Source organism: Sutcliffiella tianshenii, from assembly GCF_016908565.1.
Taxonomy (GTDB): domain Bacteria; phylum Bacillota; class Bacilli; order Bacillales; family Bacillaceae_I; genus Sutcliffiella_A; species Sutcliffiella_A tianshenii.
In genome coordinates this window covers 100,300-124,132 of the sequence record NZ_JAFBED010000003.1, presented here as the reverse complement: position 1 = coordinate 124,132, position 23,833 = coordinate 100,300, and the positions used below count along the sequence as shown (strand labels likewise).

The following is a 23,833-nucleotide window of genomic DNA, read 5'->3' as shown; positions in this document are numbered from 1 at the left end:
ATTTCATGATAGCCATTCACGATATGAAAAAGGCTTTTAAAAAGTCTTATGTTTTTGAATCTGTCAGTTTTACGATGACAAAGGGGGAGATCCTCAGTATTGTCGGACCATCCGGCACCGGAAAGTCGACCCTTCTCAAATGCCTTGCAGGACTCGAGGAAATGTCAGGTGGTTCTTTCTATATCGAAGAAAAAGAAATGACCAGCATACCTGCAAGCATAAGACCGGTTGTCATGATGTTCCAGCAGCCGTTTCTTTTTCCACACATGACAGTACTGGATAATGTCATGTACGGACTCAAGTTCCAAAAGAGAAGTAAAAAAGAGAATACGGCAAAAGCAAGAAGCTTTCTAGCTAAGGTCAATCTCTCAGACTATGAAAACTTCATGCCCTATGAATTGTCGGGTGGACAGCAGCAACGCGTGGCCCTTGCCCGTGCATTGGTTACAAGTCCAAGCCTGCTACTGCTGGATGAACCGTTCAGCAGTCTCGATAATGCGCTACGGCAGGAAACAAGGGATTGGGTGAAGCGGCTTCTGAAAGAGCAGAACACAACCGCGATCTTTGTCACACATGATATTGAAGAGGCGATGATCATGGGGGACAGGGTGTCAGTATTTGGGGAAGGAAGACTCCAGCAGATTGGCGACCCATCCGACATCTACTATCATCCGAAAAGTACTTTTGTCGCAGAGTTCTACTCAGACGGGTTCATGCTCGATCCTTCTACGTTTGTGCATACAGAAAAACTCCATGTCATCAAACATGGAGAAACCCATGCCCGATCCTGGAGTGCAACTATCTTGAATAAAAGAATGAAGCACGGAAGAGTCTTTTACGATATCAAACTGGCAGACAATCAAAAGCATGTGACTATTCTGGCAGAGGACATCTATCAGGTAGGGGAAAAACTTCTGATAGGAATAGTGAAGGAAGAAGATGTGATAACAGTAGAATGACAGCAGGGAGAAGATCGCTGCTGTCAGGTATATTTCTTCATAAAGGAACGATCAATCCTGTTCTTGAGCTTCCAGGGGGATTTTCCTTGAAAATAGAACCTGTCGTACAGGAGCATCGCTTCTTTCCCGCCTGTGGAAAGAATGGAAAGGAACCTTTTCTGAGGCTCGAAGGTGGTCAGCTCCCTTTTTGTTAAAGTGCGCTTGATGTTCTCCAAAAGAACAGGACCCTGGCGCACCGCATAGACTCCATTCTTTGCAAGCTCAGGGTAGGTGGAGAGGGTCACGCAATCTCCGGCACCGAAGATTTCCGGATGGCTCTCGCTTTGAAGCGTAGACTGGACAAGCAGGTATCCTTCCTCTGTGCAGCTCATTCCACTTTTCCGAAAAAGTGGAGAGGAGGCTGGCCCTGTGAGCAGCAGTACTCCGGAATGCTTGATAGATCGGTTACTGGTTCGGATGATCTGATCTTCGATTTTTTCTACCTCTTCGTCCACAAAGATTTGAAGCCCTTTGCTTCTGCATAAGTCTTCAAGTCTCACAGAAGCTCCCTTAGGCGCACCGGGAAGAAGGCGGGAGGAGCTGATCAGGGTCACCTGTCCGGTTTGCCCGAGTCGTCTTTTTCGAGCAAGGATGGACAAACTGATTTCCACACCAGCTGCGCCTCCTCCTACAATTACAGGAGACGGTGAATCCCGGAGTTCTTTTATCGTGCCAGGGAAGGTGTAATTCGGCTTCACCGTCCGGACCGCACTTGAGGGACGAAATCCATGGTTCGTCCCGGAGCCGATATCAAAAGAAATGATACTGTAGAATAATGCTTCACCCTTATCAAGGACGATTCTTTTGTTTTCAGGGTCAAGCTCTGTGACAGTCGCTTCGATGAACTGTACACCTGCCTTAAGGGAAAGCTTGTCCAAGTCGATCCGGATGTCCTCCTCCTTATAAAGGCCCTCGGTGAAGCCTGAAAACATCCCGGAGTAGTATTGATACCTATTGGAGGATACAAGGACGAACCTAGTGTCAGGGATTGATTCTTCACAGAGCTGTTTCAAGCATTGAATATGGGCGTGGCCGCCGCCTACAAGAATAACCGCATGCATTCGTTGTTTCACCTCACTCAAAAAAATAGGGATGATGCTATGTCAAAAAAGAATGTTGGAAAAATAATTGGTATTGTAATCATAATTGGAGTCCTTCTGTATATCAACAAAGAATACTTGAATCTGAGTCCACACGATATCAGGGAATGGATTCTTTCCTATGGAGTATTCGCTCCGATTCTATACATAATTCTCTATACCTTCCGACCGTTGATCCTGTTTCCTGCCTCGGTCCTGTCGCTGACTGCCGGGCTCGCTTTTGGAGCCTTGTGGGGTACAATTTATACCATCATCGGGGCAACTGCGGGCGCCATCGTGTCCTTTGTTGTTGCGAGAAAAGTGGGCAAGGGCTTCGTGAAAGGGAAAACGAGCGGTCCGAGAATTACAAAGATCACTGACCAGCTAGAAAAACGCGGATTTCTCTATGTGCTCCTACTAAGGCTGATTCCTCTATTAAACTTTGATTTGATCAGCTATGCTGCAGGGGTATCGAGAGTGAAATTTGCTCCTTTTGTGTTGGGTACCTTGCTCGGCATCATCCCTGGAACTTTCGCCTATAACTTTTTGGGATCGAGCATTTTGGGAGACAATATAGGGAAAGTGATCACAGCGGTTCTTGTATTTTTACTTATTACCATTATTCCGGTAATCTCAAGCCCTAAACTTAGGGAAAAGCTCGGGCTGACTAAAGCGGGAGGAAAAACAGATGCTTGATACCCATGCAAGAAAATATGTACAACCAGCCATTGAAAAGACAGCGACAGGCTTTCTGAAGCTAGGCCTGAGCCCCAATCAGGTAACCATTGCTTCCTTTATTATCGGAATATCATCTGGAATCTTTTTTTACTTTGGCTTCCCGATCATCGCCGTCATCGTGTTATGGCTGAGCGGCTATCTTGACGCAGTAGATGGAACGATGGCACGACAGACGAAGCCGTCCGCCTTTGGTACAGTCATGGATGTGACGTTTGACCGGCTGGTGGAAATCAGTGTTATCCTCGGCATCGCTTTTGCCATTCCAGACGTTCAATGGGCGCTCCTTTTATTGAGTGTTTCTATCATCTTTTCGATGACCGTATTCCTGACAGTAGGTGCCGTATCGGAAAAGCAGGGTGTCAAATCCTTCTACTATCAAGCAGGCCTGGCCGAAAGAACGGAAGGCTTTCTATTCCTATCCATCATGATGCTCCTCCCCGCCCATGTTTTATGGACGACATTGTTATTCTTTTTTGTCGAGACATTCACCGGCACACAGCGACTCTTGGAAGCGAAAAGAATATTGGATAAGGAGTGATGGGGAATGAAAAAGTATGACCTGATTGTCATGGGAGGAGGTGCAGGCGGACTGACCGTTGCCGCTGGTGCTGCCTCATTGGGTGGAAAAGTGGCTCTGATTGAAAAAAATGATCAGCTCGGAGGAGACTGCCTACACTATGGCTGTGTGCCATCCAAAACTCTGATCGAGGCAGCAAACAGGGTTCATGAAGCCCGCTCTTTGAAGAATCTCGGCCTTCAAACCTCCGGAGCAGTCGATATGAAAGCCGTCATGGGACTTGTTCGAGAATCCATTTCCCATATCCAAAAGCACGATGATGCAGACCGGTTCCGGAAACTGGGGGTGGATGTCTATTTTGGCCAGGGAAGCTTTCATTCTCCACATGAGGTGAGAGTGAAGGATGAAATGATTTATGGCAAAAAAATCGTCGTTGCCACTGGTTCACGACCGTCAGTGCCTGAAGTGGAAGGGCTAGAGGAATGCGGGTTCCTGACAAATGAAAGTATTTTCGGATTACGTGAGCTGCCACAAAGGCTCGCCGTCATCGGTGGCGGTCCAGTAGGATTAGAGCTAGCACAGGCCATGTCGCGGTTGGGTAGCGAGACAACCGTCATTGATCGTTCCCCAGCTCTTTTTGGAAAAGAGGACAAAGAAGTAAGTCAAAGTATTTCGCAGATACTGGAAAAAGAACTAACGATCCTGACTGAAGCTTCTGTGGAAAAAGTTGAAATGAGGGGCGGAAAGAAAACCCTGTTCGTGAATAGGGAAGGAGTGTTGAGTGAATTCCCGGTGGATGAAATACTTGTGGCTGCCGGCAGAGTACCGAATACGGGTTCCCTTGGTCTGGAAAAAGCGGGAGTCCAAACCGATGAACGAGGCTATATAATTGTCAACAATCGGTTGGAATCCAATGTTCCCCACATATATGCGATTGGTGATGTAAACGGCGCATTTCCCTTCACACATGTTGCCGGAATGGAAGGGAAGCTCGTTGTTCAGAACGCACTCCTAGGGCTGCGGCGAAAAGTCAGCTACGACAATGTCCCATGGGTCATCTACACCTCCCCGGAAGTCTTCCATCTCGGAATGACTGAAGAGGAGGCGCGGGACCAGGCTAAAGTCATCAGAGTGTTCCGTGTACCGTTATCCAATGTCGATCGATTTGTCACCGATCATCGAACAGATGGTTTTGTCAAAGTGATTACCGATAAAAAGGGTATCATCCTTGGCGCTCATGCAGTCGGTGGGCACGCAGGAGACTTCATGCAGGAAATTACCGCAGCCAAGCAATTTAACAAAAAAATTGGTGCACTTTCCAATGTCGTTCATCCCTATCCGAGCCACAGTGCAGCTGTTGGGCAGACTGCTGATCTGTACTGGAGAGAAACCCTGTTTGAGGGAAGGGTACAGAAGATGTTGGAGAAGTATGTGAAGTGGAAGAGCTGAATTAGGACATTGGTAGATTAGAATCTCATAGACTAGCTGATTTCACAAATAAGGAAGATTGATTGTATTTCGCTATGTGATTCGCAAAGAGGGATTGAATTTTGGAAATCAGCCAGAGAGAATATCCCTCTGGCTTTGTTTCATATTCCCGATGGCGATTCCTCCCAAAATAAGAACGACTCCAAACCATTGTAATGAAGCTATTTCTTCAGAAAGGACAAGGGCGGACATGATAATGGCTACAGGTAGCTCGGATGCTGTAAGGATCGTTCCAAGTCCTGGTCCGACATGTGGCATCCCGATCGAGAATAGTAACGGAGGAAAAACTACACCGAATATACCGAGTATCATTCCGTAAGGCAGTACACCTGTGAGGGTTTGGATATCGAATAGGAATATTGGAGGGAATAATACAACAGTGACAATCAAGGCCCCGGTTGAGAGGAGGGCACTTTTTTGAATAGCCGGCACTTGCTTACCGACGATGCTGCTCAAAAAAATGAATATCGAAAAAGTCACCGCAGAGAGCATTCCCCATACAGCCCCTTGCAAGGATACAGTTTGTACATTCTCTATGAATATTCCAGCTGCCAAAATCGAGCCGGCAAGTAGAATCACTATCGAAAATACTTTACCTGCTGATGGTCTTCTTTTATAAATAATCCATTCGATCAAAGAGCCGATCCAGATGAACTGGAATAGAAAGATGATGGCCAAAGAGGCATCAAGTGTCTGAAGAGATTGATAGTAAAGCAACCCTGTCAATCCCATCGGTATACCGGCCAACATTATGGTCCCGCCGTGCCTGAAGCTAATTCTGGTTTTCTTGGCGAACAAAGTCACCAGCCAAATAATCAAGGTTCCAAATAGCACTTGACTCCCCGTAACCTCCACCATGGAAAACCCTGCCGAATAGGCAAGCTTCACAAACGTGGATAATATCCCCAGGCAGCAGCCTCCAATAAACACAAGTAATGCATAATGCCAAGTCTTCATCATAAATCCCCTCTTTACTCTTATTAAAAAACAAAAAGCCACACGACTGTCCAAAGACAGTCGTGTGGCGAAAATAGAGTCACCTCTAGAAAAATCCACAGTAAATATTTTAATATTGAATTCTAATTGGAATTATAATAGATTACTGCTTTTATTACAATGTAAAATATTTTAGAAATAATAGTAGTAATATGAACATATAAGGGGAGCTATATACTGGAAAAAAGCATATTTAATTTAGAGCATGCTTTTTCAAGCTTCAAAAAAGTAAGGGGAAACACGTATTGCTGGCCTATTTGGCACTCACCCTGTTGTCTGCTTTCTTCTTAAAAAGCAGCGAATGTGCATTGCCTACTTTGTTTTCCAAGTATTCAATGGAATAGTGGCCGGAAGGATCTGTGGCATCGACCACGGCCCTGGATAAATTATCAATGACAAGGTTCAATAGCTCCGTATCCCGGGCTTCTTTTGTTCTGTTCACTTCATCCATAATCTCCTGGGCCAGATTCTGCACTTTCCTTAAACGCATCCCACTCGAATTCATAGACAAGTTATTCCTCCCTTTGACTCGTTTTTTTTAAAAAGTATATGTTGCAGGCTCAAAATCTTGCCAACAAAGTTAGCTAGTTAAAAATATATGTTCAGACACTGATAATCATTATCAATATTGAGAGTTTTGGTGATTTAGAGTCTCCATTTAAATACAATATACCAGTTATATATTTCTACGATTAGACATTTTTGGTATTATTCAGATGAGTGGCTTAAGGGAAAAAATCCTTTGATAAAGGTTAATGAATGAACAAATAAACATATAGTTGAATTAACAAGGGAGTGTAAAAGGGATGGATTTATTTTTTTATGGCACGACTGGATTGATTCTACTGTTCCTCATTATTGTCTTTGCCGTTAGGGCAGGCATTGATACTTCCAAAAATTTAAAAGCAATACGTTCAGAACTGAGGGAAATTAAGAGGAAACTCAAAGAAATGGAAAAAGAATAATATAAAGCAGATTATAAAACCTTTGCTAAAAGTTCGATAACCTGAAAAACACCATTCTTTATGGTGTTTTATGTTGCAATCCATTTTATATCGAATTTGGATTACCAGGAGGATTGTATCTTGGTGGTACTCTTAACCAACCTCTTTCTTTCATCAGATTTTTTAAAGGTGCTGCAATCTTCATTAATTCAACTTGTATTTCAAAAAAAATCAACCCGACGTCAGTCCTAACTGTTTTGGACATCGCCTGCGCACAAAAGGTAATGGAGGTTGCAATTTTCACAGCTATTAGATTCGCGATTTCATCATCATTTAATTTAACCCCTTCAGGAACTGAAATTGGATCAGATATCGGCTTGTTCGGATTACTAAGGGCAAAGGAACTCCTTCCTTTAACAAGAAGTCCTCAACTAATTTAGTATCACTTTTACTGGCTTCAAAAGTATTCATCAGAACATGTTTTAATTCAGGATCAGTTGTTGTGTTTAATCCAACCTGATAAAGTGCCTGTGCTTCATGGAAGGCTGTAAATGCTGTCCACATATCCATTACTTCCCCAACGTGAAGTAATGGCTTCGGTTCTTTATCAACAAAATTCTTGAAAATCGCTGCCAAACTTTCTATCGCCCTTGTCATATTACACCTCGTCGTTTTTTGTTAAATAATTCCCATATTATTCTAAAATTATTCGAATTGCTCTTCAAAAAATGCTGCAACGTCTTCAGGAACTTCCACTACGTCATGAATTAAATATTCTTCCGTATCGGTATTATAGATTAATTGAACCAACAACGCCTTGCCGTTTTCATATTTCACCAATGTCATTGTAGTGACTGACGAACCGTTAGTTTGTGTCTGTTTAATCAAATCAAGTCTCTCTTGTATATATTCTTGATCGATTCCCTCTGCAAATAATTCTTCAAATTCTTTAGAAGAGCCTTCACTTGATGCTGCTAAAAAATCCATCATAAATGCTGTTCTATGCGGACTGTCCGAATTGGGAAACTCAGAGTCTTCTTTACACCCAGATAAAAAAGTCACTAAAAGTAATAAAGAAACAAACCAAACTTTTTTCAAATTTATCCCCTCCAAGAACTGACATGCTTATATTCCTTTTATTTTTATAATAACTTAGTTATCAGGAAATTTGTAATTAATGTTATAATAGCTTAATAATGGAAAAAGACCTTTTTTTATATAGCTGATTCAATGAATGGAATGGGGAGTACAAGTTGAAGGAAAATATCATTAAGCTTCTGATAGTCTTCTCTTTAGGATTAAATGTTATTTTAGTAATCTTATATAACGACGCCAGAAGTTATAAACAAGAACAGTTAGATTATCTATACTCCTTATTCCATTCAGAAATCGCCTCAAATGACGTTCACACAAAGAATGCAAGGAACGGCATTTATGTTGAAAGCTTTGTGGCGCTCCATTCAAGCTTAAAAACTGCTTCATTATTGTCTTATAATTTACTGGGGATGATTCAATTCCCTGAAGAAGATATTATAGCTTCTTATGCTGAGATGGTAAAAGAATGGTTAACCAGCAGCTACATTCCAACTCCTGAGGAACTCGACCATTTAGAAAGAGATCTGATATCCATCGAGGAAACATTTGGGGCAACACATAGAAACAATATTCCTAAAGAGAATAATTTACTTGGCTGGAATGAAGCAGAGTATATAAATGAATTGGAAAAACTCAAAAAAACTTTATATTTTTATAACCATCCATCTTCCAAAAATTCAACCGAAAATACATCAGGATCTCTTGTATCCTCAGAGATAGAAAAAATAACCATTCAGAAAATAGACGGTTTAAGTAATACCCCGGGATCCTTAAAAGTGATCACAAATTCAGAAGATATAAGATTTATTCAGGAGTCTTTCAGCGAAGCCATCATGCAGCCTGGAATTGCTGATATGTCACATCCGGAGTACAAAATTGATATCGGAGAGGAAGTCTATTATCTATGGATTGGAGGGACGTCGGGGACGATCATGAACGTAATCGACACCAATACGATTTATACCCTTTCGGAACAATCCGCTCAACGTATCTATGAGTTAATTGAAAAAAGTAATAGCGACTAAACACTGGGAAATGAGTTGATAATATTGGGTTACGATATCGATTAATTAATAGGGGGAGCATGTGAAAAAACTTATTGGAATCGGAATGATCCTAGCTTTAGTTGTTATCAGCTTTTTCTTAGGTAGGCACTTTTATATAAAAAGTACTTTTACAAAACCATATGAGATTGTAGAAGAAGTGGTAAAGGACGCCAAAGCCTCCAAGGGTAGGAGCCCGTATCTTATCAGTGACGGCGATTGGACCGAGCTTTCAGAGAAATCCATTTATAAACTTGTAAGAGAGCCTTTGCAGTGGAAAGAATTCACGGATTTTATCAATGAATGTGAAGGACCAGCTAATTCTTTATCAACAGAGAATGGCAATGCAACAGATAAACTAATGAAGCGAAAATATAAAGAAAATCATCGTACAATTGGTGTAACCTGTCATGAATTTGATATTGAAAGCGGACAGCACATTGGAACGAAAACTTATAACCTGTTGCTCGAAAACATTGACGGTTCATGGAGAATAGTTGGGAGAGCACCGCTAGAGGGGGATAACATTGAATAAAAACAAATTAAGAAAGTCATCCAAAAATCGATCATTGTTTGGGGTCTGTGGAGGAATTGCAGAATTTTGCGGAATCTCTGCCCTAAGCATTAGACTTATCTTTCTTTTAACGCTACCTGTGTCTTTCATCGTCTATATCATTCTTGTAAACGCCGTTCCGGATAACCCTCCGTCTTTGTATTGAAGGTTGAAACTTTTTTAATCTATTACCGTCAAAAACAAAAAGAGGGGACTATTAATTCAAATAGATTAAATACAAAATAACTAATCGGAGGTAAGAGATATGTTTATTTTTAGCTGCTTGGTTCTGGTAATTGGTTCTGTTGTTTTATTTAAAAGGTTTGGTGTGAAAAACTCCTTCTCAAAAGGAGTTGCCTTAGCAATTGCACTTTCCATTCTTGCTGTAGTTGCTCTAGCGCAGAATTATACGCAATCTCTTATTCCGGAAGCGAATGACGGAATGGGGATCTCCAATAGCGTGGCCTATTGGATCATCGGTGAAGAGCGGTGGACAAATGAGATGTTCCAATCGTTTTTTGAGAAGTCAACTTATCTTACTTTGGTTCTCATTGTAGCTTATCCCCTTGTTCTTGCAGTGGAAGCACGAAAAGGGAAGAAAACAATCGGTTTATCTAATGAGTAGTGGCAAATGAAAAAATTAATAAATTTAATATTCTTTTTAAGTGTAATTTTAATCGGATGCCAACAAGATACAACAGAAAAAAATCTTGATGAAAACTCTACAAAAGAAAGAGTATACAGTAGTAACTGGGATGGTACGCCAGTGATTGTAATAAAGAGGAACGAGAATGGAACCAATGAAAAAATAAGAGAAATTACAGACACAGAAGAAGTAGCAACTCTTATTAATGAATTGAAAAACGCCGATTGGGAAGAAAACGTGGTCGTGGATATTTCTCCCCCAGATTATACTTTCACTTGGAATTCATTTAAGCACAGTGTTTGGATAAACGAAGAATATGAATATAAAAGAATAGAACTCAAAATCGATGGACAATCGAATTGGGGAACTCTATCAAAGAAATCCTCTGAAATTGTATATGAGATCCTGATAGGCGTAGATATTCAAAAGTGAATCAATAAGTTATTTGAAGCAGGTGAGTAACAATGATTGAAAAATTCCCTATCTATATTCCCTCATTAAAAAATGAACGATTGGTTCGTGTCCATCTGCCGGAGGATTATTCCGTTCATGTAGAAAAGAAGTATCCGGTATTATATATGCATGACGGGCAGAATGTCTTCCACGATAAAGGTGCCATCGGTGGAGTTTCCTTGGGTCTTGAAGAATACTTGAACAAAAATAAGCTGGATGTGATTCTTGTTGCTATAGACCAGGTTAGTGCTGAAAGATTAAACGAGTACTGTCCTTGGGAAAACGGACCGTTTAATAAAGAGTTGAGAGGAAACGAATTGTATGGAGGCAAAGGCAAAAAATACATAGATTTTATTGTAAATGAATTGAAACCATTGATAGATAGCAAGTATCGAACAATTTCCGATCACACTTCCATCGCAGGTATCTCACTGGGAGGACTCATCTCCACTTACGCAGTTTGCATGTATCCTCAAGTTTTTCAACATATCATTCTTCTATCCCCTTCATTTTTAGCTAATCAGGAAGAAATGGAGAACTTAATTAAACAAAGCGATTTGTCTCCAATCAAAAGCCTATACCTTGATTTCGGAGCAATAGAGGCTGGTAAAGGAACACCAATTAATACAGCATTCGTAGCCTCCAATCAGACAATTTATAATCTATTGAAAGAAAAAATAGCAAACGCCAGATTGAAAATTATCGATGATGGGGAACATAACTATAAATCTTTCAAAAAGAGAAGGGCGGAACTGTTTGCTCCGATATTTTCAGGTACTTGATAGGCAGGGGGTTTCATATGCTGAGAAAAAGTAGGATGGTCTTTCTATTATTAATTCTTCTGCTAGTAGCTTGTAGCAAACAGTTGGAAAGCGGGGAATTAGTTCATGAAGAGCAGACGGGTCCGTTTAGTCAAAGTGTTGGAGATAAATTAGTAGAAATAATATTTAACCTTGATGATTTTGAAGTAATGTGGAACGCCTTTAATTTTGAAGCCAAACCTTTGGATGTTGATTTTGAGGAATTTGCTATTATATTTGCACATACAAGTGAATCCTCCACTTGTCCAGTTGAAGTTGATAAAATGGTGCTGGTTGATACTGGTTCAGAACTAACCATAGATACTGTTCAAAAAGGTTCTAATTGTACAAGTGATGCAGTGCTAAAGACTTTTGTATTTAAAATTGAAAAAGACAAACTGGAAAAAGTGGAAATCATCTTTTTTTAAGGGGAAGCTTTTTCTTTAGAAAACTGATTTGACGTGGGGGTATTATGAAAACTTTCATATACATGGTGAGACATGGTGATTCACCAAAGCACGGAAACGAGAGAACAAGAGGATTGAGTGATAAAGGGAAATTGGACGCTAAAGGTGTTGCCCGCTTATTACAAGAGGAAGGTATTGATGCGGTCATCTCAAGTCCATACGACCGTTCCGTCCTAACTGTCCAAGCGTTAGCGGAGCAAATTGGACAAGAGGTTTTAGTGTTTGAGGACCTAAAGGAAAGGATTTTTACTGTGGAAGAGAAGCGAATATCTGATTATGAACTTTCCCCTTTATTAATAAAGTCATTTTCTGATCCAAACTTTGCTTTGACTGGAGGAGAGTCTAATGCCGATTGTCAAAAGAGAGCGATAAAAGTCTTTCAGGAAATACTACATACTTATCGCGGTCAAAAAGTGGTTATAGGCACTCATGGAGCTGTTATGACATTGATGATGGGATATTATGACCAAAAGTATGATTTGGATTTTTTACTACAAACTACAAAACCGGATATTTACAGGATGGAATTCGATGGGCAGAATTTGATGGGGGTTAAGAGGGTGTGGGATGTACAACAAGTTAAATGTTCATCATGAAATAAAGAAAAAAGACGATATCCCGAGGGATCCGTCTTAGTATCCATGCTATTGAACTGAATCAGTGATGACCACTATGATCAGTAGAATCTTCCTCTTCCTCCGACTTTTTAACATCCTCTGATTCCACAACTTCTCCGACCACTATCAGTCTCACGGGTTGAAGGCTGATTTTCTCTGTTTTCAATGTTGATGTCAAGTAGTAGATTCCTTCTGAAGGGAAGGAATGATTCACCATGATTTTTTCGTCATTGATTGTTTCAAACGGAATTGGGATGGTCTTCTCTTCCCCTTGTTTACGGAGGGTCAAAGACAAATCCTCTTCTTTCCATGCCGTTTGTTCTTTATTGGAGATGCTAAGGACCATTTCCGTATCTATCTTTACTTCAATTGTTTCTGGGATTTCCCATTTGATTTCAGGCGGTGTAGACAATGTATCCTTTGCGTACGTACAACCTGATAACAAAAGAGTAGACCCTAGGAATATGAGTAGTTTCCTAATCATTTTATGCCCCCTTAAGCCTGCAGCCATGTTTTTAGTTTTGGTACACGCGGTATGATGAATTTATCGATCAGGAAGACGACGATTAGGCTGATTCCTACAAGGGGAAGCAAGATTCCCATAATGATCATCAGTATCCACACTGATCGGGTAACTTTAGGGTTATCCACTTTGGATGGTGCGCCTGATTTATTGGCAGGTTTCCGTTTTTTCCACATAATAAAGGAACTGATAACAATTAGAATGATACCGAGGCATGCAAGTAACCCGATGATCTGGTTCGCCACTCCAAAGAGTCTACCTTCATGAAAAGCGATTCCTGCTGTTGTCGCTTGAGCCATGATTCCATAGTCTTTGAATCTAGCATCGCTTAAAATGAAACCGGTATAAGGATCGATGTGCAAAGTTGCTTCGTCGAGCACTTGTCCATTTGAGGAAGTGACCGTGAACACCCCAGTTTCATTAGCAGGGAAAGAGATTGTGTATGGTTTGGCGATGTTTTGGCCCTTGGAAATCTCATCAATGCTATCAATGGATAATGGAACAAAGCCATTCATGGCAGTGGTGGGCACCTCAAGGTTTTCAGTGGCCCATGGTACATCCGCCGCAATATCTTCCGTCGCAACTGCCGATACTGGCTTTTCACCAAATGAACTTCCAAAAGGAGGGTTCCCTGTATTGGTGGAAGTGGCTACCCGACTCATGATCTCACCAGAAATTCCCGACCAGGCAAGACCTGAGATCAATATGATTAAGATCGCACCCGATAGCCAAAAAGCTGTTACGCCATGCATATCCCTCCAAAAGACTCTTCCTTTTTTGCCCAGGCGAGGCAATATTGTTCCCCAAATGGATAGCTTGCCTCTTGGCCACCAGACATACAGGCCGGTAACCATTAAAATGATCGCCCATCCTGCAGCAAGTTCCACAATTCTGTTGGCGATGTTTCCTCCTACAAATAATTCACTATGAACTTTGACGACTTGATTCATTATTAAATCCTCATTATTCATCGAGCCGACGATCGTGCCATCATATGGGTTCACATATACGGTCTTCATGACATCGTTTTGCATGATTCTGACTTCAGTCGTTCTGTCAGCCTCATCAAACTGCCGGATGGATGTAATGGCAGACCCTTCCATGTTTGATAGCACATTTTCCACCACTACTGACGGGGCCAGCCGTTCTGTTGATTGGGGAGGTATTTCATATAGATCCTTATATAGGCTTGCTTCAATTTGAGGCTTGAATAAGTAGACTGCCCCACTGATCGCTAGAATCACAAAGATAGGGGCAAATAAAATACCGGCATAGAAGTGCCAGCGCCAAACTGCCTTATACAAATCACCTCTCGACTTTTGAACGGCTTTTGGAGAAAAGTCAGGTTCCAACTTTCGTGCGTGTTCCATTTTTTTCACTCCTTCAATCCTAATTGGCTTTTATTTTTTTGGTTGGCAACATGCCTCTCCATTCATTTCATTCTGGATAGCTTTAATTGCATCTTCAAAGCTGTAGATTTCTCCGCCAAATCCCAGTTGGAACTGTTCCGCTTGTTTCTTGGAATCGAAAATCAAAACTTGGGGTTCACAACAATTGAGGTTGATGTCTGCATGCATCAAGAAGTATGCCATCCTTGCACTGATTGTTGTTCCTTTTAAAAAGTCCTGGCAGATTATCTGCGAAACATCCGCTTTGATATCCTGGTATCGCAGCAAGCCGCAATGCGCACAGCAGGTCTGTTCTACCTGCTGATTCACTTTGATAAGCTGAACAGATAGCCGTGATTTTGTCGGTTTGTAACAATAACTGCAAACATTTGATGGGAATAGCTCCTGTGGTACAAGAGTGATGCCATTCGATGTTTTTAACACCTTCTGCTCATCCACCAGAGGCTTTATATCACGATAAACAGTCATTTCAGAGACACCAAGCCTCACACTGATATCAGAAACACGCAGCGTCTCCTCTTCTTCCAGCCATGTTAAAATTTGTTGCTGTCGTTCGAGCGGTAACATATTACCCACCATCCTTATTTTAGTAACGCTTAAAGAAGCCATTTAGATCACTAGTAGATTAAGATTATTTTATAAATGAGCCATAAACAAGCATGCGGATGATGAAAATTGTGAAAAAGTGTTGAACTTTAACATGTTGGAGATTTACTTTTGGTAGGTCGTTTCATTCTTTTCAAATAAGTGGATTGTATAAAATGAAAAAAGTTCCAAAAACTCCGTTTCTCTAGGGAAGGGAGTTTTTGAAACCTTGGATGTGATAAGGTTAAATTACTGATGGGCTTTTTCCATTGCAAGTTTGATTCCAAATCCGATCAGCACAGCACCTGTTATCGATTCAATAACGGTCGTGGTTTTTGGCCGTTTCATAAATGCGCTGATCTGGTCCACGAGAAGGATATACATGATAAACCAAACAGCGGTCAGGATGGCATAAGTAAGTCCCATAAGTATGAACGGCACTAGAGTGTCGCTGTCTGGATGAACGAACTGAGGCAAAAATGTCAGGAAGAAAACTGCAACTTTAGGATTTAACATGTTTGTCAGAAACCCCTGTTTGAAATGGGACTGATTCTTATATTTTCTTATGGATCCCGTGTCTTCGTTGCCAATGGCAGATTTACTCTTTAGCGCCAATAGGGTCTTGATGCCCAAATACACAAGATACACTGCACCAACATATTTGAAGATTGAAAACAGAAGCGCTGATTTTACGATGATAGCAGAAAGTCCGATAACGGCAGCAAGAGTATGAATGAGCAATGCACAAAACGTCCCCACTAACGTTTTGAATCCCCCGACTCTTCCTGCAGAAAGAGTATTTCTGGTGGCGATTGCAGTATCAGGACCGGGCAATAGAATAAGCAGCATACTCATAATCACAAACAGATAGAAATTCTCCATGTTGATGATCCCCAATCTAATGAAATTTGTTAAGCCTCATTTTATCAGAAAACGAAATGTTTTGAACATTTGTTTATGAATCCCAAGTTATAAAATCAAACAGAATGAAGCTTGGGATTTTTTGCATTTCGTAATGATAGAGAAAACTCTTTATTTTTCGATTTTCCACTATACAATAAAACTGTAATCAAAATTAGTAGATAAATGTGAAATCACATAGGTGTAATGAACTGAAAAGCAGAGTAAAACTCACTCTGCTTTTTGTTGAGAAAAATTCTTGTAACCTTTCAATCCGTTCAAACGATTAATAATAGAATACATAACGAGGGGGGAGTAGTTTGATTGATTTGGACAACTTAGAAGATAGCATTAGTAAAATCTATCGTAAATATTATTTAGATGTTTATAGGTTTCTTGTCTGTTTTTCAGGGAATCAAGACGATGCAGAAGACATAACTCAGGAAGTTTTTATTAGGGTTCTTAACAATTTATGTGCCTTCAACAATGAAAACAATTTGAAGACTTGGATCTTTTCGATTGCAAAACATGTAGCCGTTGATCATTACAGAAAGAAAAGATTTTCTTCCATCTTCAATGAGGGTTTTTTCAAGCAGATCGAATCACCCAATAAAAGTCCTAATGATTTAGTCGAACAAAATGAATTGAAAATGTATATTCATGAGGCTATCTCTAAGTTAAAGCCTAAATATAGGGCTGTTGTAATTCTTAGGGGTATAAATGAACTGTCCGTAAAAGAAACATCTGAGGTCCTTAACTGTAGTGAGTCAAAGGTGAAAGTTGATTATCACCGAGCAATCAAAGACCTCAAAAAGAAGTTGAAATTAAATGTGGAGGAGGTAATACGACATGCAAAATGACAAGGATTTGTTTGATTTGATTCGTGAGACATATCCCCAAAATCCGCGTGATGAGTTTGTTGTCTCCACTGCAAAAAAATTAAGAGAGTCTGCAAGAAAAATGGATAAAAGAGGTCCCATTAAAAGATTTGCATTTGCTTCGAGCGGATGGGTGGTAACGAAACTAATCCCTTCTGTAGCTCTTTTAATAACTCTAAGCATAGGTGCTTATAGTTATTTCAACTCGCAAAATACTACAAACAGTTCTCAACAGAACCCATCTAGTAATTCAGGAGTTGCCATACCTGCTATCGAATTACCGGAACACGGTTCAGCTAAAATGATGCCACTCATTGTTTATAAAGGGAAAATATATACCCAATCACCAACAACGATTGATAATAATAAAGTTTCAGAGATAAAAGGTGAAAAGCTGGGAAAAACAAAAGCCGGTATAGATGAATGGAGTAATCAGGATAATTATGCAAAAGAGTTTGCATCGACAATTGGGGAAACCGATGTTTACTCTGTAAAAGGATATAAAGATGGCCTTCGGATTATGACCTATTACGAAATAGATGGAGAAGGTTATGCAGAGTTTTACGAGAGTCTAACGGGAATCACTGTAAATGATGGAAATGATATTTTCGGTGATTTGCATTTGGTGAATAATGTACAAGAAGCAAAATCTAGATCCTATGAGGATTCGTTAAGCAATACGAATAATTACATGAACATTAATAACTTAAGGGTAGTTAATGCATTTTTAGAAGAATTAAACATGACCAAGCCATACTTGATACAAGATGTAGAAGCAGAAATAGGCGATTTTCGTAACAATGATCAGTATAAAGAATTAACCTTGCATCTAAATGATGGAACGGCTGTCACACTAGGTGTAATCAAGGGAGGATATATCAGTTACGGGCAATCGCTATATTTTAAAATGAATGATCAAGTATTTGAGGAACTTTGGAATCTATAAATCTATTCAATAAAAAGTAGTGGAGGAGTTTATTTGAAAACTAATGAAAAAAGAGTGAAGGTTACTCTAAGCATCATATTAATTTTCGCTTTGATAACTAACTTTTTCATCATGCCGAACATCGCATGGGCAACGAAAAACCAAATGCCGATATCTACTAGTGGGAATGGAGTCCAAATAAATAAGGCAGATGCTACACTTATTGAACAATTTAATGAGCAGGAAGTAGTAACATTTTTAGTGAGATTTAAGGAGCAAGTAGATACGCACCGAGTTGCAACAGAAGCAGCAGAAAGAGCAAAAAAACAAAAATCGACAGTTAATACGGAAGTTTATGTCCGTTCTGCCATCGTCTCAACGCTAAGGAATACAGCAATGGAATCTCAAGATAAAGTGATGGATTACCTCGAAGATGCAAAGAAAAAAGGCGAAGTGAGAGATATTCAATCGTTCTACGTGGTCAATGCCATTGCAGTGACTGGTACAAAAGAAGTGATGGATAAAATTGCTGCATATACGGAGGTCGAAAAAATTCTGCCCAATGAAACACGGCAATTGATCGTCCCTACATCAAGTATGGAAACTACATCTGTCAGTGATCAGTCAACAGTCGAGTGGGGAGTGGAACGCGTTGGTGCACCACAGGTTTGGGACATGGGGATCGATGGATCTGGAATCGTAGTGGCCAGTATTGATACAGGAGTGCAATGGGATCATCCTGCGTTAATAGAAAAATATCGCGGATACAATCCAGCAATTCCAACCCAACCGGATCATCAGTATAACTGGTTTGATGCTATCGGGGATAAGGAAGCACCATATGACGATTTAAAACATGGTACTCATACAGTGGGAACGATGGTTGGTTCAGAGTCCGATGGAAGCAATCAAATTGGTGTTGCTCCTGGTGCAAAGTGGATTGCTGTTAAAGCTTTCGGAGCTAATGGTGGTACCGATGTTGATCTCCTTAGAGCAGGGGAGTGGGTATTAGCACCAAAAGATTCTGCAGGAAATCCTCACCCTGAGATGGCTCCAGATGTGGTAAACAACTCATGGGGTGGTGGGCCAGGCTTGGATGAATGGTATCGACCAATGGTTGAAAACTGGCGGGCTGCTGGGATTTTCCCTGTATTTGCTGCAGGCAATTCCGGTTCTGCCGGTGAAGGGTGGATTTCTTCTCCAGCGAATTATCCTGAATCTCTTGCAGTTGCGGCAACTGATCATAACAATGCTCTAGCTGGTTTCTCATCTCGCGGACCTGGACCTTATAATGACATGAAACCTGATGTTTCTGCACCTGGGGTTCATATCCGTTCATCTGTCCAAACCAATGAATATGAGCTTATGAGTGGTACATCCATGGCAACACCTCATATCTCCGGAGTCATTGCACTGATTATGCAAGCAAATGCATCATTGACTATAGATCAAATTGAGGAAATATTGCTAGATACAGCGATTCCGTTGACAGATTCAGCGTATACTGCATCACCGAATCATGGATATGGACATGGATTTGTAAACGCTTATAATGCAATTAAATCATTTCAAAAAGGAAATGGAACAATTCAAGGTCAAGTTGGACAAAATGGCAAGGATACTTCAGCGCCAACTTTCCAACATACACCACCAAGGTATGTATATGACCAAGTAGTATTGCCTTTAACGGTGGAGGTACAAGATAATATCAGTGTAGAGAAAGTTGAACTTCAGTTTTTAGTAGATAATGAATGGAAGACAATAGAAGCAACAAGAACAGCAGGTGACTTCAGAAACGGTACCTACCAAGCTGTAGTTCCGGAAGAAGATGTAAAGAACAGCAAATTTTCATATAAATGGATCATAGTAGATTACGGGAAAAATAATGTAATCTCACAGTATGATGTGGAAGTGAAGCCTGCGGTCTCTATTGGTTATTTCCAAGATTTCGAGAGTGGGACGGAAGGTTGGTATTCAGAAGGAATAAATAATGATTGGCAATGGGGCAGCCCGCTAGCGGGGCCAGGTAAAGCTTTTTCCGGGAAAAATGTATATGGGACATACCTTAATGGCCCACATGCCTTTAATACTTATTCCTATCTGAATATGCCACCTGTACAGATTCCTGAAAGCGGAAATGCATATTTGCAATTTAAGCAATGGTATGACTTTAGTCCAGATGGGATAATGGGTTCAACAGATTTCGGGGCAGTACTTGTCTCAACTGACCGGGTAAACTGGGAAATGTTTGCTAGAACGGAAGCCACTGGGATCGATGAATACACGACTGATGAATGGATAGATGCAGAAGTAGATCTTTCCGCTTATGCAGGAAATAAAATATATATCTGTTTCTATATGAATGCCTTTGCAACAGATTATGAGTTGCGTCTTCATGATGGCTGGTACGTGGATGACATAGCATTAACAGATAAACCCTTAGAAAATGTTGGGGAATATATGGAGCAAGACACTAAAGGATTAATTCATACGAAAAAACAATCAGAAAATAGTATATTAGCTCCAAGTGCTACACATGTTGAGGTTGATACTAACCAACCCAATGTATTACCGATCGGTGGTAAGGTCACTATTATAGAATCTGGATTCTCCACTACAACAAACCCAGCTAATGGCAGTTTTTCGATAGATTATAAAGCGGGGGATTTCACTCTTCGTGCCGAGGCTTATGGATTTCACTCCATGGACCAACGTGTTTCCGTTCCAAAAGATGGAATTGTTGAAGCGGATTTTGCGCTTGAGCCTTTAGGAAAGGGAACGGTAAAAGGTGTAATGAAGGATGAAAAGACAGGGAAACCTCTATCAGATGCTATTATTTCTATAGTAGAGGATGCAGCCATTACTCCAGTAAAAACCGATAGCAAGGGTAGATTTACACTTACAGCCTATGAAGGTACCTATACGTTACATGTGTTTAAGAGAGATTATGTAATTAGTGAATACACGGTAACTCTTCAATCGGGTAAGAAAATCACACAGAACATAGATTTGAAAAGGTTTATTGGGGTCCCTGGAGAGATTGGTTATGATGATGGGACATCTGAAGATTCATGGTTTTTTGGTTTTGCCAATAATGGCTTTGCTATAAAAATGTCCTTGGATAAAGGAGTTACGAAGTCTTGGTTGACAGGTGGACTATTTAAGGTGAATACAGAAGCTCCTTATCGTGGAACTAGATTTCAAGTGGCGGTATATGATTCCACAGGTGTGAATGGTGATCCCGGAAAGCTAATTGCGGGGCCATTTGATGCTGATGCCAGGACTGATGGGGAATGGACGCATGTTGATTTAATGGATAAAAACATTTTTGTTACAGGAGATTTTTACTTGGTATATATACAGCCTGATGGTTATTTTGACCGTAAATCACCAAGTCTCTACAGTGATATTAGCAGTACTTTCCATGATCGAAACTGGTTTTTCTTAAATGGGGTTTGGGAACAGAATGATAATCCGTTTTATGGAAACATGATGATCCGGGCAGTTGTAAATAATTCCTTACCGGTTCCAGTGATTGAATCGCCATTAAATGATTCGTTCACAAAAGAATCCAAAATTGTTGTGAAAGGGGAAGCAGCACCATCAAGTACTGTTATCATTCAAAACAACGGGAAGGACAAAGCAACTGGAAAATCAAATGAAGATGGTTCATTTGCCATTACTGTAGATTTGAAAAAAGGTGAAAACAGATTAACGGCAGTTACAGAAACGAAGGCTGGTAGAACAGACCCATCGGAAGCTGTAAATATAATATTCGACCAAAAGAAACCAGAGATTACGATAAACAAAATTGAAAAAATCAAAGGAAAGCATAATGAAGTTATGGTTTATGGCAAAGTAAAAGATGACTATTTAGATAGCATTTTTATTAATGATAAACAGATTTCTGTTGATTTAAAAGGATCATTCAAAGAACAGTTTAAATTGGATAAAAACGAATATAAGATAGACATACATGCAAAGGATAAGGCTGGAAATAGTGAAAGAAAGACGATCAAAATCAAATAATCTAGCTTGAGCGAACACCTGTCGTAATGATTTAATATCGTCTAGGTACCAAAAACCAAATAATTGTGCAATATCATATTCAAAATCCATCCACCCCCCACACATAATGCTTAACTGAGTATAAAAGTTTTGCACAAAATATAATGAAGAACCCACCACTTTAATATTTGGTTTTGGGTTCTTTGTTTTAGTTTTCAATATCTTGTATTAATATAATAATTAGAATGCATCTTGATACCATTGGACTATTACATCAGAGAGACATAGTAAAACCAAAAAGAGGTGTGGCTTTGAAAAAGCAGAGAAAGAAGAGATTGTTAATATTTTTTGCTACAATAATTTCACTGATTTTCTTTTTTTATTTTCAAAATAATTGGATTGAGACTACAGATATCTCAATTAATACAGATAGAGTTCCAGCAAGTTTTGATGGTTATAAAATCGTGCAATTATCGGACCTTCATAGTAAATCCTACGGGGAAAATCAAGATGTGATAGTTCAAAAAGTAAGTGAAGTTAACCCTAATCTAATTGTATTTACAGGTGATCTAGTGGATTCGAAGAAATATAATAAGGAAACCAGTCTGACATTGATGAAGGAATTGATTCAAATCGCTCCGGTTTATTTTGTAACTGGTAATCACGAATGGTGGTCTGGGAAGTTCAGCTCATTGGAAGAGAGCTTACTTGATATAGGTGTAAAAGTAATGAGAAATACAGCAGATTCAATTACCTTAGGTAACGAAAGCATTCAAATTATCGGAATTGATGACCCTGCACTTGCCGGAGATGGAATTGATGAAAGAAGTATCACAGAGGAAGCTATCATAAATGCAATGGAAGGGGTAGGAGAAGGCAGATTTAACATCCTTTTATCCCATCGGCCAGAGTTGTTCAGCCTTTATTCTAAATACAGCATTGATGTAGTTCTATCTGGACACGCTCACGGCGGACAGTTTAGAATGCCTTTTGTCGGGGGATTGATTGCTCCTAACCAGGGCTTGTTTCCGAAATTCACTGCAGGCAAGCACGTTTCTGAAAACACCGCTATGATTGTTAACAGAGGTCTCGGCAATAGTATAATTCCTTTGAGAATCTTTAATCGACCGGAAATAGTTGTATTAACATTAAAGACACCATGAATAACTAATGAACCTTTGAAATCAGAAAATCACATCCGAATGGATGTGATTTTTTATTGAATTATTTTAAGAAATCCTGATCTAGATATTTCGGATTTGGATATTTATAGAATCCTTCACCAGATTGCTTTCCTAGTTTTCCTTTATCGATAAATTCTCTTTTCAGATAATCCGCTACTCTATCGCTTTCTTTATTACCTTGTTCTCCCATATTAATGGCAACATTATAGACAGTATTAATTCCAATGATATCTAGCCATGCGAAAGGTCCAAATGGCGCTCCTGATGTGAGCATCCATGTTTTGTCAATCGACTCCGGATCCGAAACTCCGTTTACAAGTAAATTTTGGGCTGCGAATAAAAACGGAATGATAAGTGAATTCATTACATATCCTGGTTGTTCTTTATGGATCGGAATTGGCACCATTCCAATTGCTTTTGCAAAATCGATCAAGTCTTGAAAGATTTCTTCTTTTGTTCCAGGGTGTTTCATGATTTCTGCAACATTGAATTTCCAAATTTCATTAGCGAAATGCAATGCTAAGAATTTTTCAGGTCTACCTGTAAATTCAGCGAACTGACTTGGCAGCAAGGTTGAAGTGTTAGATGCAAAAATAGTCTTTTCTGGTGCAACTTTCGCTAATTTTTGATAAAAATCTTTTTTTATTTCTACCAATTCAGGAACCGCTTCGATCATTAAATCTGCATTTTCAACTGCTTTTTCCAAGTCAGTATATAGCGTTAAACGGTTATATGCATCTTCCAATTCTTCTTGCGTAGCTCCGATATCCTCTTTATACCGTTCCATGTAATTTTTGAAGCGGGTATCCGTCATTTTTAATGCGTTTTCGTTGATATCGTATAAGGATACTTCAAATCCTTTAAAAGCAGCTTGGAATGCAATTTGACTTCCTAAAACTCCGCCACCAGCAACCGTAATGTTTTTAAAATTCATATATATTCCCCCTATTGTTAACAACGTGATTCTTTCCTATATAGTAGTCCCCA

The 23,833-nt window shown here is 39.9% G+C and carries 28 protein-coding genes; 17 read left to right on the top strand and 11 right to left on the bottom strand.

Going from position 1 to position 23,833, the window contains the following annotated elements:
* Positions 1–5 precede the first annotated feature (5 nt).
* Positions 6–959, top strand: a complete 954-nt coding sequence (locus JOC95_RS07595) for an ABC transporter ATP-binding protein (protein WP_204414897.1) — start codon at positions 6–8, stop codon at positions 957–959.
* 23 nt (positions 960–982) lie between these two features.
* On the opposite strand, the gene JOC95_RS07590 is transcribed toward JOC95_RS07595, so the two are convergent.
* Positions 983–2,059, bottom strand: coding sequence for an FAD-dependent oxidoreductase (locus JOC95_RS07590; RefSeq protein WP_204414895.1), 1,077 nt, complete (start codon positions 2,057–2,059; stop codon positions 983–985).
* Positions 2,060–2,098: 39 nt separating this feature from the next.
* Here JOC95_RS07590 and JOC95_RS07585 point away from each other — a divergent pair, with 39 nt between their 5' ends.
* Genes JOC95_RS07585 through JOC95_RS07575 form a run of 3 tightly spaced genes read left to right on the top strand, consistent with a single transcriptional unit; the run spans position 2,099 to position 4,781 of the window.
* Positions 2,099–2,773: a TVP38/TMEM64 family protein gene (locus JOC95_RS07585; RefSeq protein WP_204414893.1), complete on the top strand. Its 675-nt coding sequence runs from the start codon at positions 2,099–2,101 to the stop codon at positions 2,771–2,773.
* On the top strand, positions 2,766–3,353 hold the full coding sequence (locus JOC95_RS07580) for a CDP-alcohol phosphatidyltransferase family protein (protein WP_204414891.1): 588 nt from the start codon (positions 2,766–2,768) through the stop codon (positions 3,351–3,353). The genes JOC95_RS07585 and JOC95_RS07580 overlap by 8 nt, the downstream gene beginning before the upstream one ends.
* A gap of 6 nt (positions 3,354–3,359) precedes the next feature.
* A complete protein-coding gene (locus JOC95_RS07575) occupies positions 3,360–4,781 on the top strand; it encodes a mercuric reductase (protein WP_204414889.1) in 1,422 nt (473 codons plus the stop codon).
* 108 nt (positions 4,782–4,889) lie between these two features.
* Here JOC95_RS07575 and JOC95_RS07570 read toward each other — a convergent pair whose 3' ends face one another.
* Positions 4,890–5,777: an EamA family transporter gene (locus tag JOC95_RS07570; RefSeq protein ID WP_204415510.1), complete on the bottom strand. Its 888-nt coding sequence runs from the start codon at positions 5,775–5,777 to the stop codon at positions 4,890–4,892.
* Between the two features lie 292 nt (positions 5,778–6,069).
* Positions 6,070–6,321: a group-specific protein gene (locus JOC95_RS07565; RefSeq protein ID WP_204415508.1), complete on the bottom strand. Its 252-nt coding sequence runs from the start codon at positions 6,319–6,321 to the stop codon at positions 6,070–6,072.
* A gap of 301 nt (positions 6,322–6,622) precedes the next feature.
* On the opposite strand from JOC95_RS07565, the gene JOC95_RS07560 reads away from it, so the two are divergent.
* Positions 6,623–6,781 carry a hypothetical protein gene (locus tag JOC95_RS07560; protein WP_204414887.1) on the top strand — a complete coding sequence of 53 codons (159 nt, stop codon included), beginning with the start codon at positions 6,623–6,625 and terminating at the stop codon, positions 6,779–6,781.
* Between the two features lie 85 nt (positions 6,782–6,866).
* Here JOC95_RS07560 and JOC95_RS21510 read toward each other — a convergent pair whose 3' ends face one another.
* Genes JOC95_RS21510 through JOC95_RS07550 form a run of 3 tightly spaced genes read right to left on the bottom strand, consistent with a single transcriptional unit; the run spans position 6,867 to position 7,858 of the window.
* Positions 6,867–7,064, bottom strand: a complete 198-nt coding sequence (locus tag JOC95_RS21510; RefSeq protein ID WP_338083068.1) for a DUF3231 family protein — start codon at positions 7,062–7,064, stop codon at positions 6,867–6,869.
* A 29-nt stretch (positions 7,065–7,093) separates the two neighbouring features.
* Positions 7,094–7,417, bottom strand: coding sequence for a DUF3231 family protein (locus tag JOC95_RS21505; protein WP_275580526.1), 324 nt, complete (start codon positions 7,415–7,417; stop codon positions 7,094–7,096).
* 48 nt (positions 7,418–7,465) lie between these two features.
* The gene (locus JOC95_RS07550; protein ID WP_204414884.1) at positions 7,466–7,858 is read right to left on the bottom strand and encodes a hypothetical protein; all 393 of its coding nucleotides are present in this window, start codon (positions 7,856–7,858) and stop codon (positions 7,466–7,468) included.
* 155 nt (positions 7,859–8,013) lie between these two features.
* Between JOC95_RS07550 and JOC95_RS07545 the strand changes: the two genes are divergently transcribed.
* The 8 genes from JOC95_RS07545 (at position 8,014) to JOC95_RS07510 (ending at position 12,413) form a co-directional block, all read left to right on the top strand.
* Complete coding sequence (locus JOC95_RS07545) at positions 8,014–8,880, top strand: YhfM domain-containing protein (protein ID WP_204414882.1); 867 nt, start codon at positions 8,014–8,016, stop codon at positions 8,878–8,880.
* 61 nt (positions 8,881–8,941) lie between these two features.
* Positions 8,942–9,433, top strand: a complete 492-nt coding sequence (locus tag JOC95_RS07540) for a hypothetical protein (protein WP_204414880.1) — start codon at positions 8,942–8,944, stop codon at positions 9,431–9,433.
* A complete protein-coding gene (locus JOC95_RS07535; protein ID WP_204414879.1) occupies positions 9,426–9,617 on the top strand; it encodes a PspC domain-containing protein in 192 nt (63 codons plus the stop codon). The genes JOC95_RS07540 and JOC95_RS07535 overlap by 8 nt, the downstream gene beginning before the upstream one ends.
* A gap of 99 nt (positions 9,618–9,716) precedes the next feature.
* Positions 9,717–10,076 (top strand): hypothetical protein, encoded by a 360-nt coding sequence (locus JOC95_RS07530; protein WP_204414878.1) that lies wholly within the window; start codon positions 9,717–9,719, stop codon positions 10,074–10,076.
* Positions 10,077–10,082: 6 nt separating this feature from the next.
* The gene (locus tag JOC95_RS07525; RefSeq protein WP_204414877.1) at positions 10,083–10,529 is read left to right on the top strand and encodes a hypothetical protein; all 447 of its coding nucleotides are present in this window, start codon (positions 10,083–10,085) and stop codon (positions 10,527–10,529) included.
* A gap of 32 nt (positions 10,530–10,561) precedes the next feature.
* Entirely contained in the window at positions 10,562–11,332 is a 771-nt protein-coding gene (locus JOC95_RS07520; protein WP_204414876.1) for an alpha/beta hydrolase, read from the top strand.
* Positions 11,333–11,349: 17 nt separating this feature from the next.
* Complete coding sequence (locus JOC95_RS07515; protein WP_204414875.1) at positions 11,350–11,778, top strand: hypothetical protein; 429 nt, start codon at positions 11,350–11,352, stop codon at positions 11,776–11,778.
* A gap of 44 nt (positions 11,779–11,822) precedes the next feature.
* Positions 11,823–12,413 carry a histidine phosphatase family protein gene (locus JOC95_RS07510; RefSeq protein WP_204414873.1) on the top strand — a complete coding sequence of 197 codons (591 nt, stop codon included), beginning with the start codon at positions 11,823–11,825 and terminating at the stop codon, positions 12,411–12,413.
* Between the two features lie 61 nt (positions 12,414–12,474).
* On the opposite strand, the gene JOC95_RS07505 is transcribed toward JOC95_RS07510, so the two are convergent.
* The 4 genes from JOC95_RS07505 to JOC95_RS07490 form a co-directional block, all read right to left on the bottom strand.
* Positions 12,475–12,918, bottom strand: a complete 444-nt coding sequence (locus JOC95_RS07505) for a hypothetical protein (protein ID WP_204414871.1) — start codon at positions 12,916–12,918, stop codon at positions 12,475–12,477.
* A gap of 11 nt (positions 12,919–12,929) precedes the next feature.
* Complete coding sequence (locus JOC95_RS07500) at positions 12,930–14,327, bottom strand: PepSY-associated TM helix domain-containing protein (protein WP_204414869.1); 1,398 nt, start codon at positions 14,325–14,327, stop codon at positions 12,930–12,932.
* Between the two features lie 30 nt (positions 14,328–14,357).
* Entirely contained in the window at positions 14,358–14,933 is a 576-nt protein-coding gene (locus JOC95_RS07495) for a DeoR family transcriptional regulator (protein ID WP_204414867.1), read from the bottom strand.
* A 267-nt stretch (positions 14,934–15,200) separates the two neighbouring features.
* A complete protein-coding gene (locus JOC95_RS07490; RefSeq protein WP_204414866.1) occupies positions 15,201–15,833 on the bottom strand; it encodes a LysE family translocator in 633 nt (210 codons plus the stop codon).
* A gap of 338 nt (positions 15,834–16,171) precedes the next feature.
* Between JOC95_RS07490 and JOC95_RS07485 the strand changes: the two genes are divergently transcribed.
* The 4 genes from JOC95_RS07485 (at position 16,172) to JOC95_RS07470 (ending at position 22,825) form a co-directional block, all read left to right on the top strand.
* The gene (locus JOC95_RS07485; protein ID WP_204414865.1) at positions 16,172–16,711 is read left to right on the top strand and encodes an RNA polymerase sigma factor; all 540 of its coding nucleotides are present in this window, start codon (positions 16,172–16,174) and stop codon (positions 16,709–16,711) included.
* Complete coding sequence (locus JOC95_RS07480; protein ID WP_204414864.1) at positions 16,701–17,675, top strand: hypothetical protein; 975 nt, start codon at positions 16,701–16,703, stop codon at positions 17,673–17,675. The genes JOC95_RS07485 and JOC95_RS07480 overlap by 11 nt, the downstream gene beginning before the upstream one ends.
* A gap of 33 nt (positions 17,676–17,708) precedes the next feature.
* Positions 17,709–21,683 (top strand): S8 family serine peptidase, encoded by a 3,975-nt coding sequence (locus JOC95_RS07475; RefSeq protein WP_204414863.1) that lies wholly within the window; start codon positions 17,709–17,711, stop codon positions 21,681–21,683.
* A 290-nt stretch (positions 21,684–21,973) separates the two neighbouring features.
* Positions 21,974–22,825 (top strand): metallophosphoesterase, encoded by an 852-nt coding sequence (locus tag JOC95_RS07470; RefSeq protein ID WP_239582774.1) that lies wholly within the window; start codon positions 21,974–21,976, stop codon positions 22,823–22,825.
* Positions 22,826–22,886: 61 nt separating this feature from the next.
* Here the strand turns inward: JOC95_RS07470 and JOC95_RS07465 are convergent, their stop codons facing one another.
* Positions 22,887–23,795, bottom strand: coding sequence for a 3-hydroxyacyl-CoA dehydrogenase (locus JOC95_RS07465; RefSeq protein ID WP_338083079.1), 909 nt, complete (start codon positions 23,793–23,795; stop codon positions 22,887–22,889).
* Positions 23,796–23,833 lie beyond the last annotated feature (38 nt).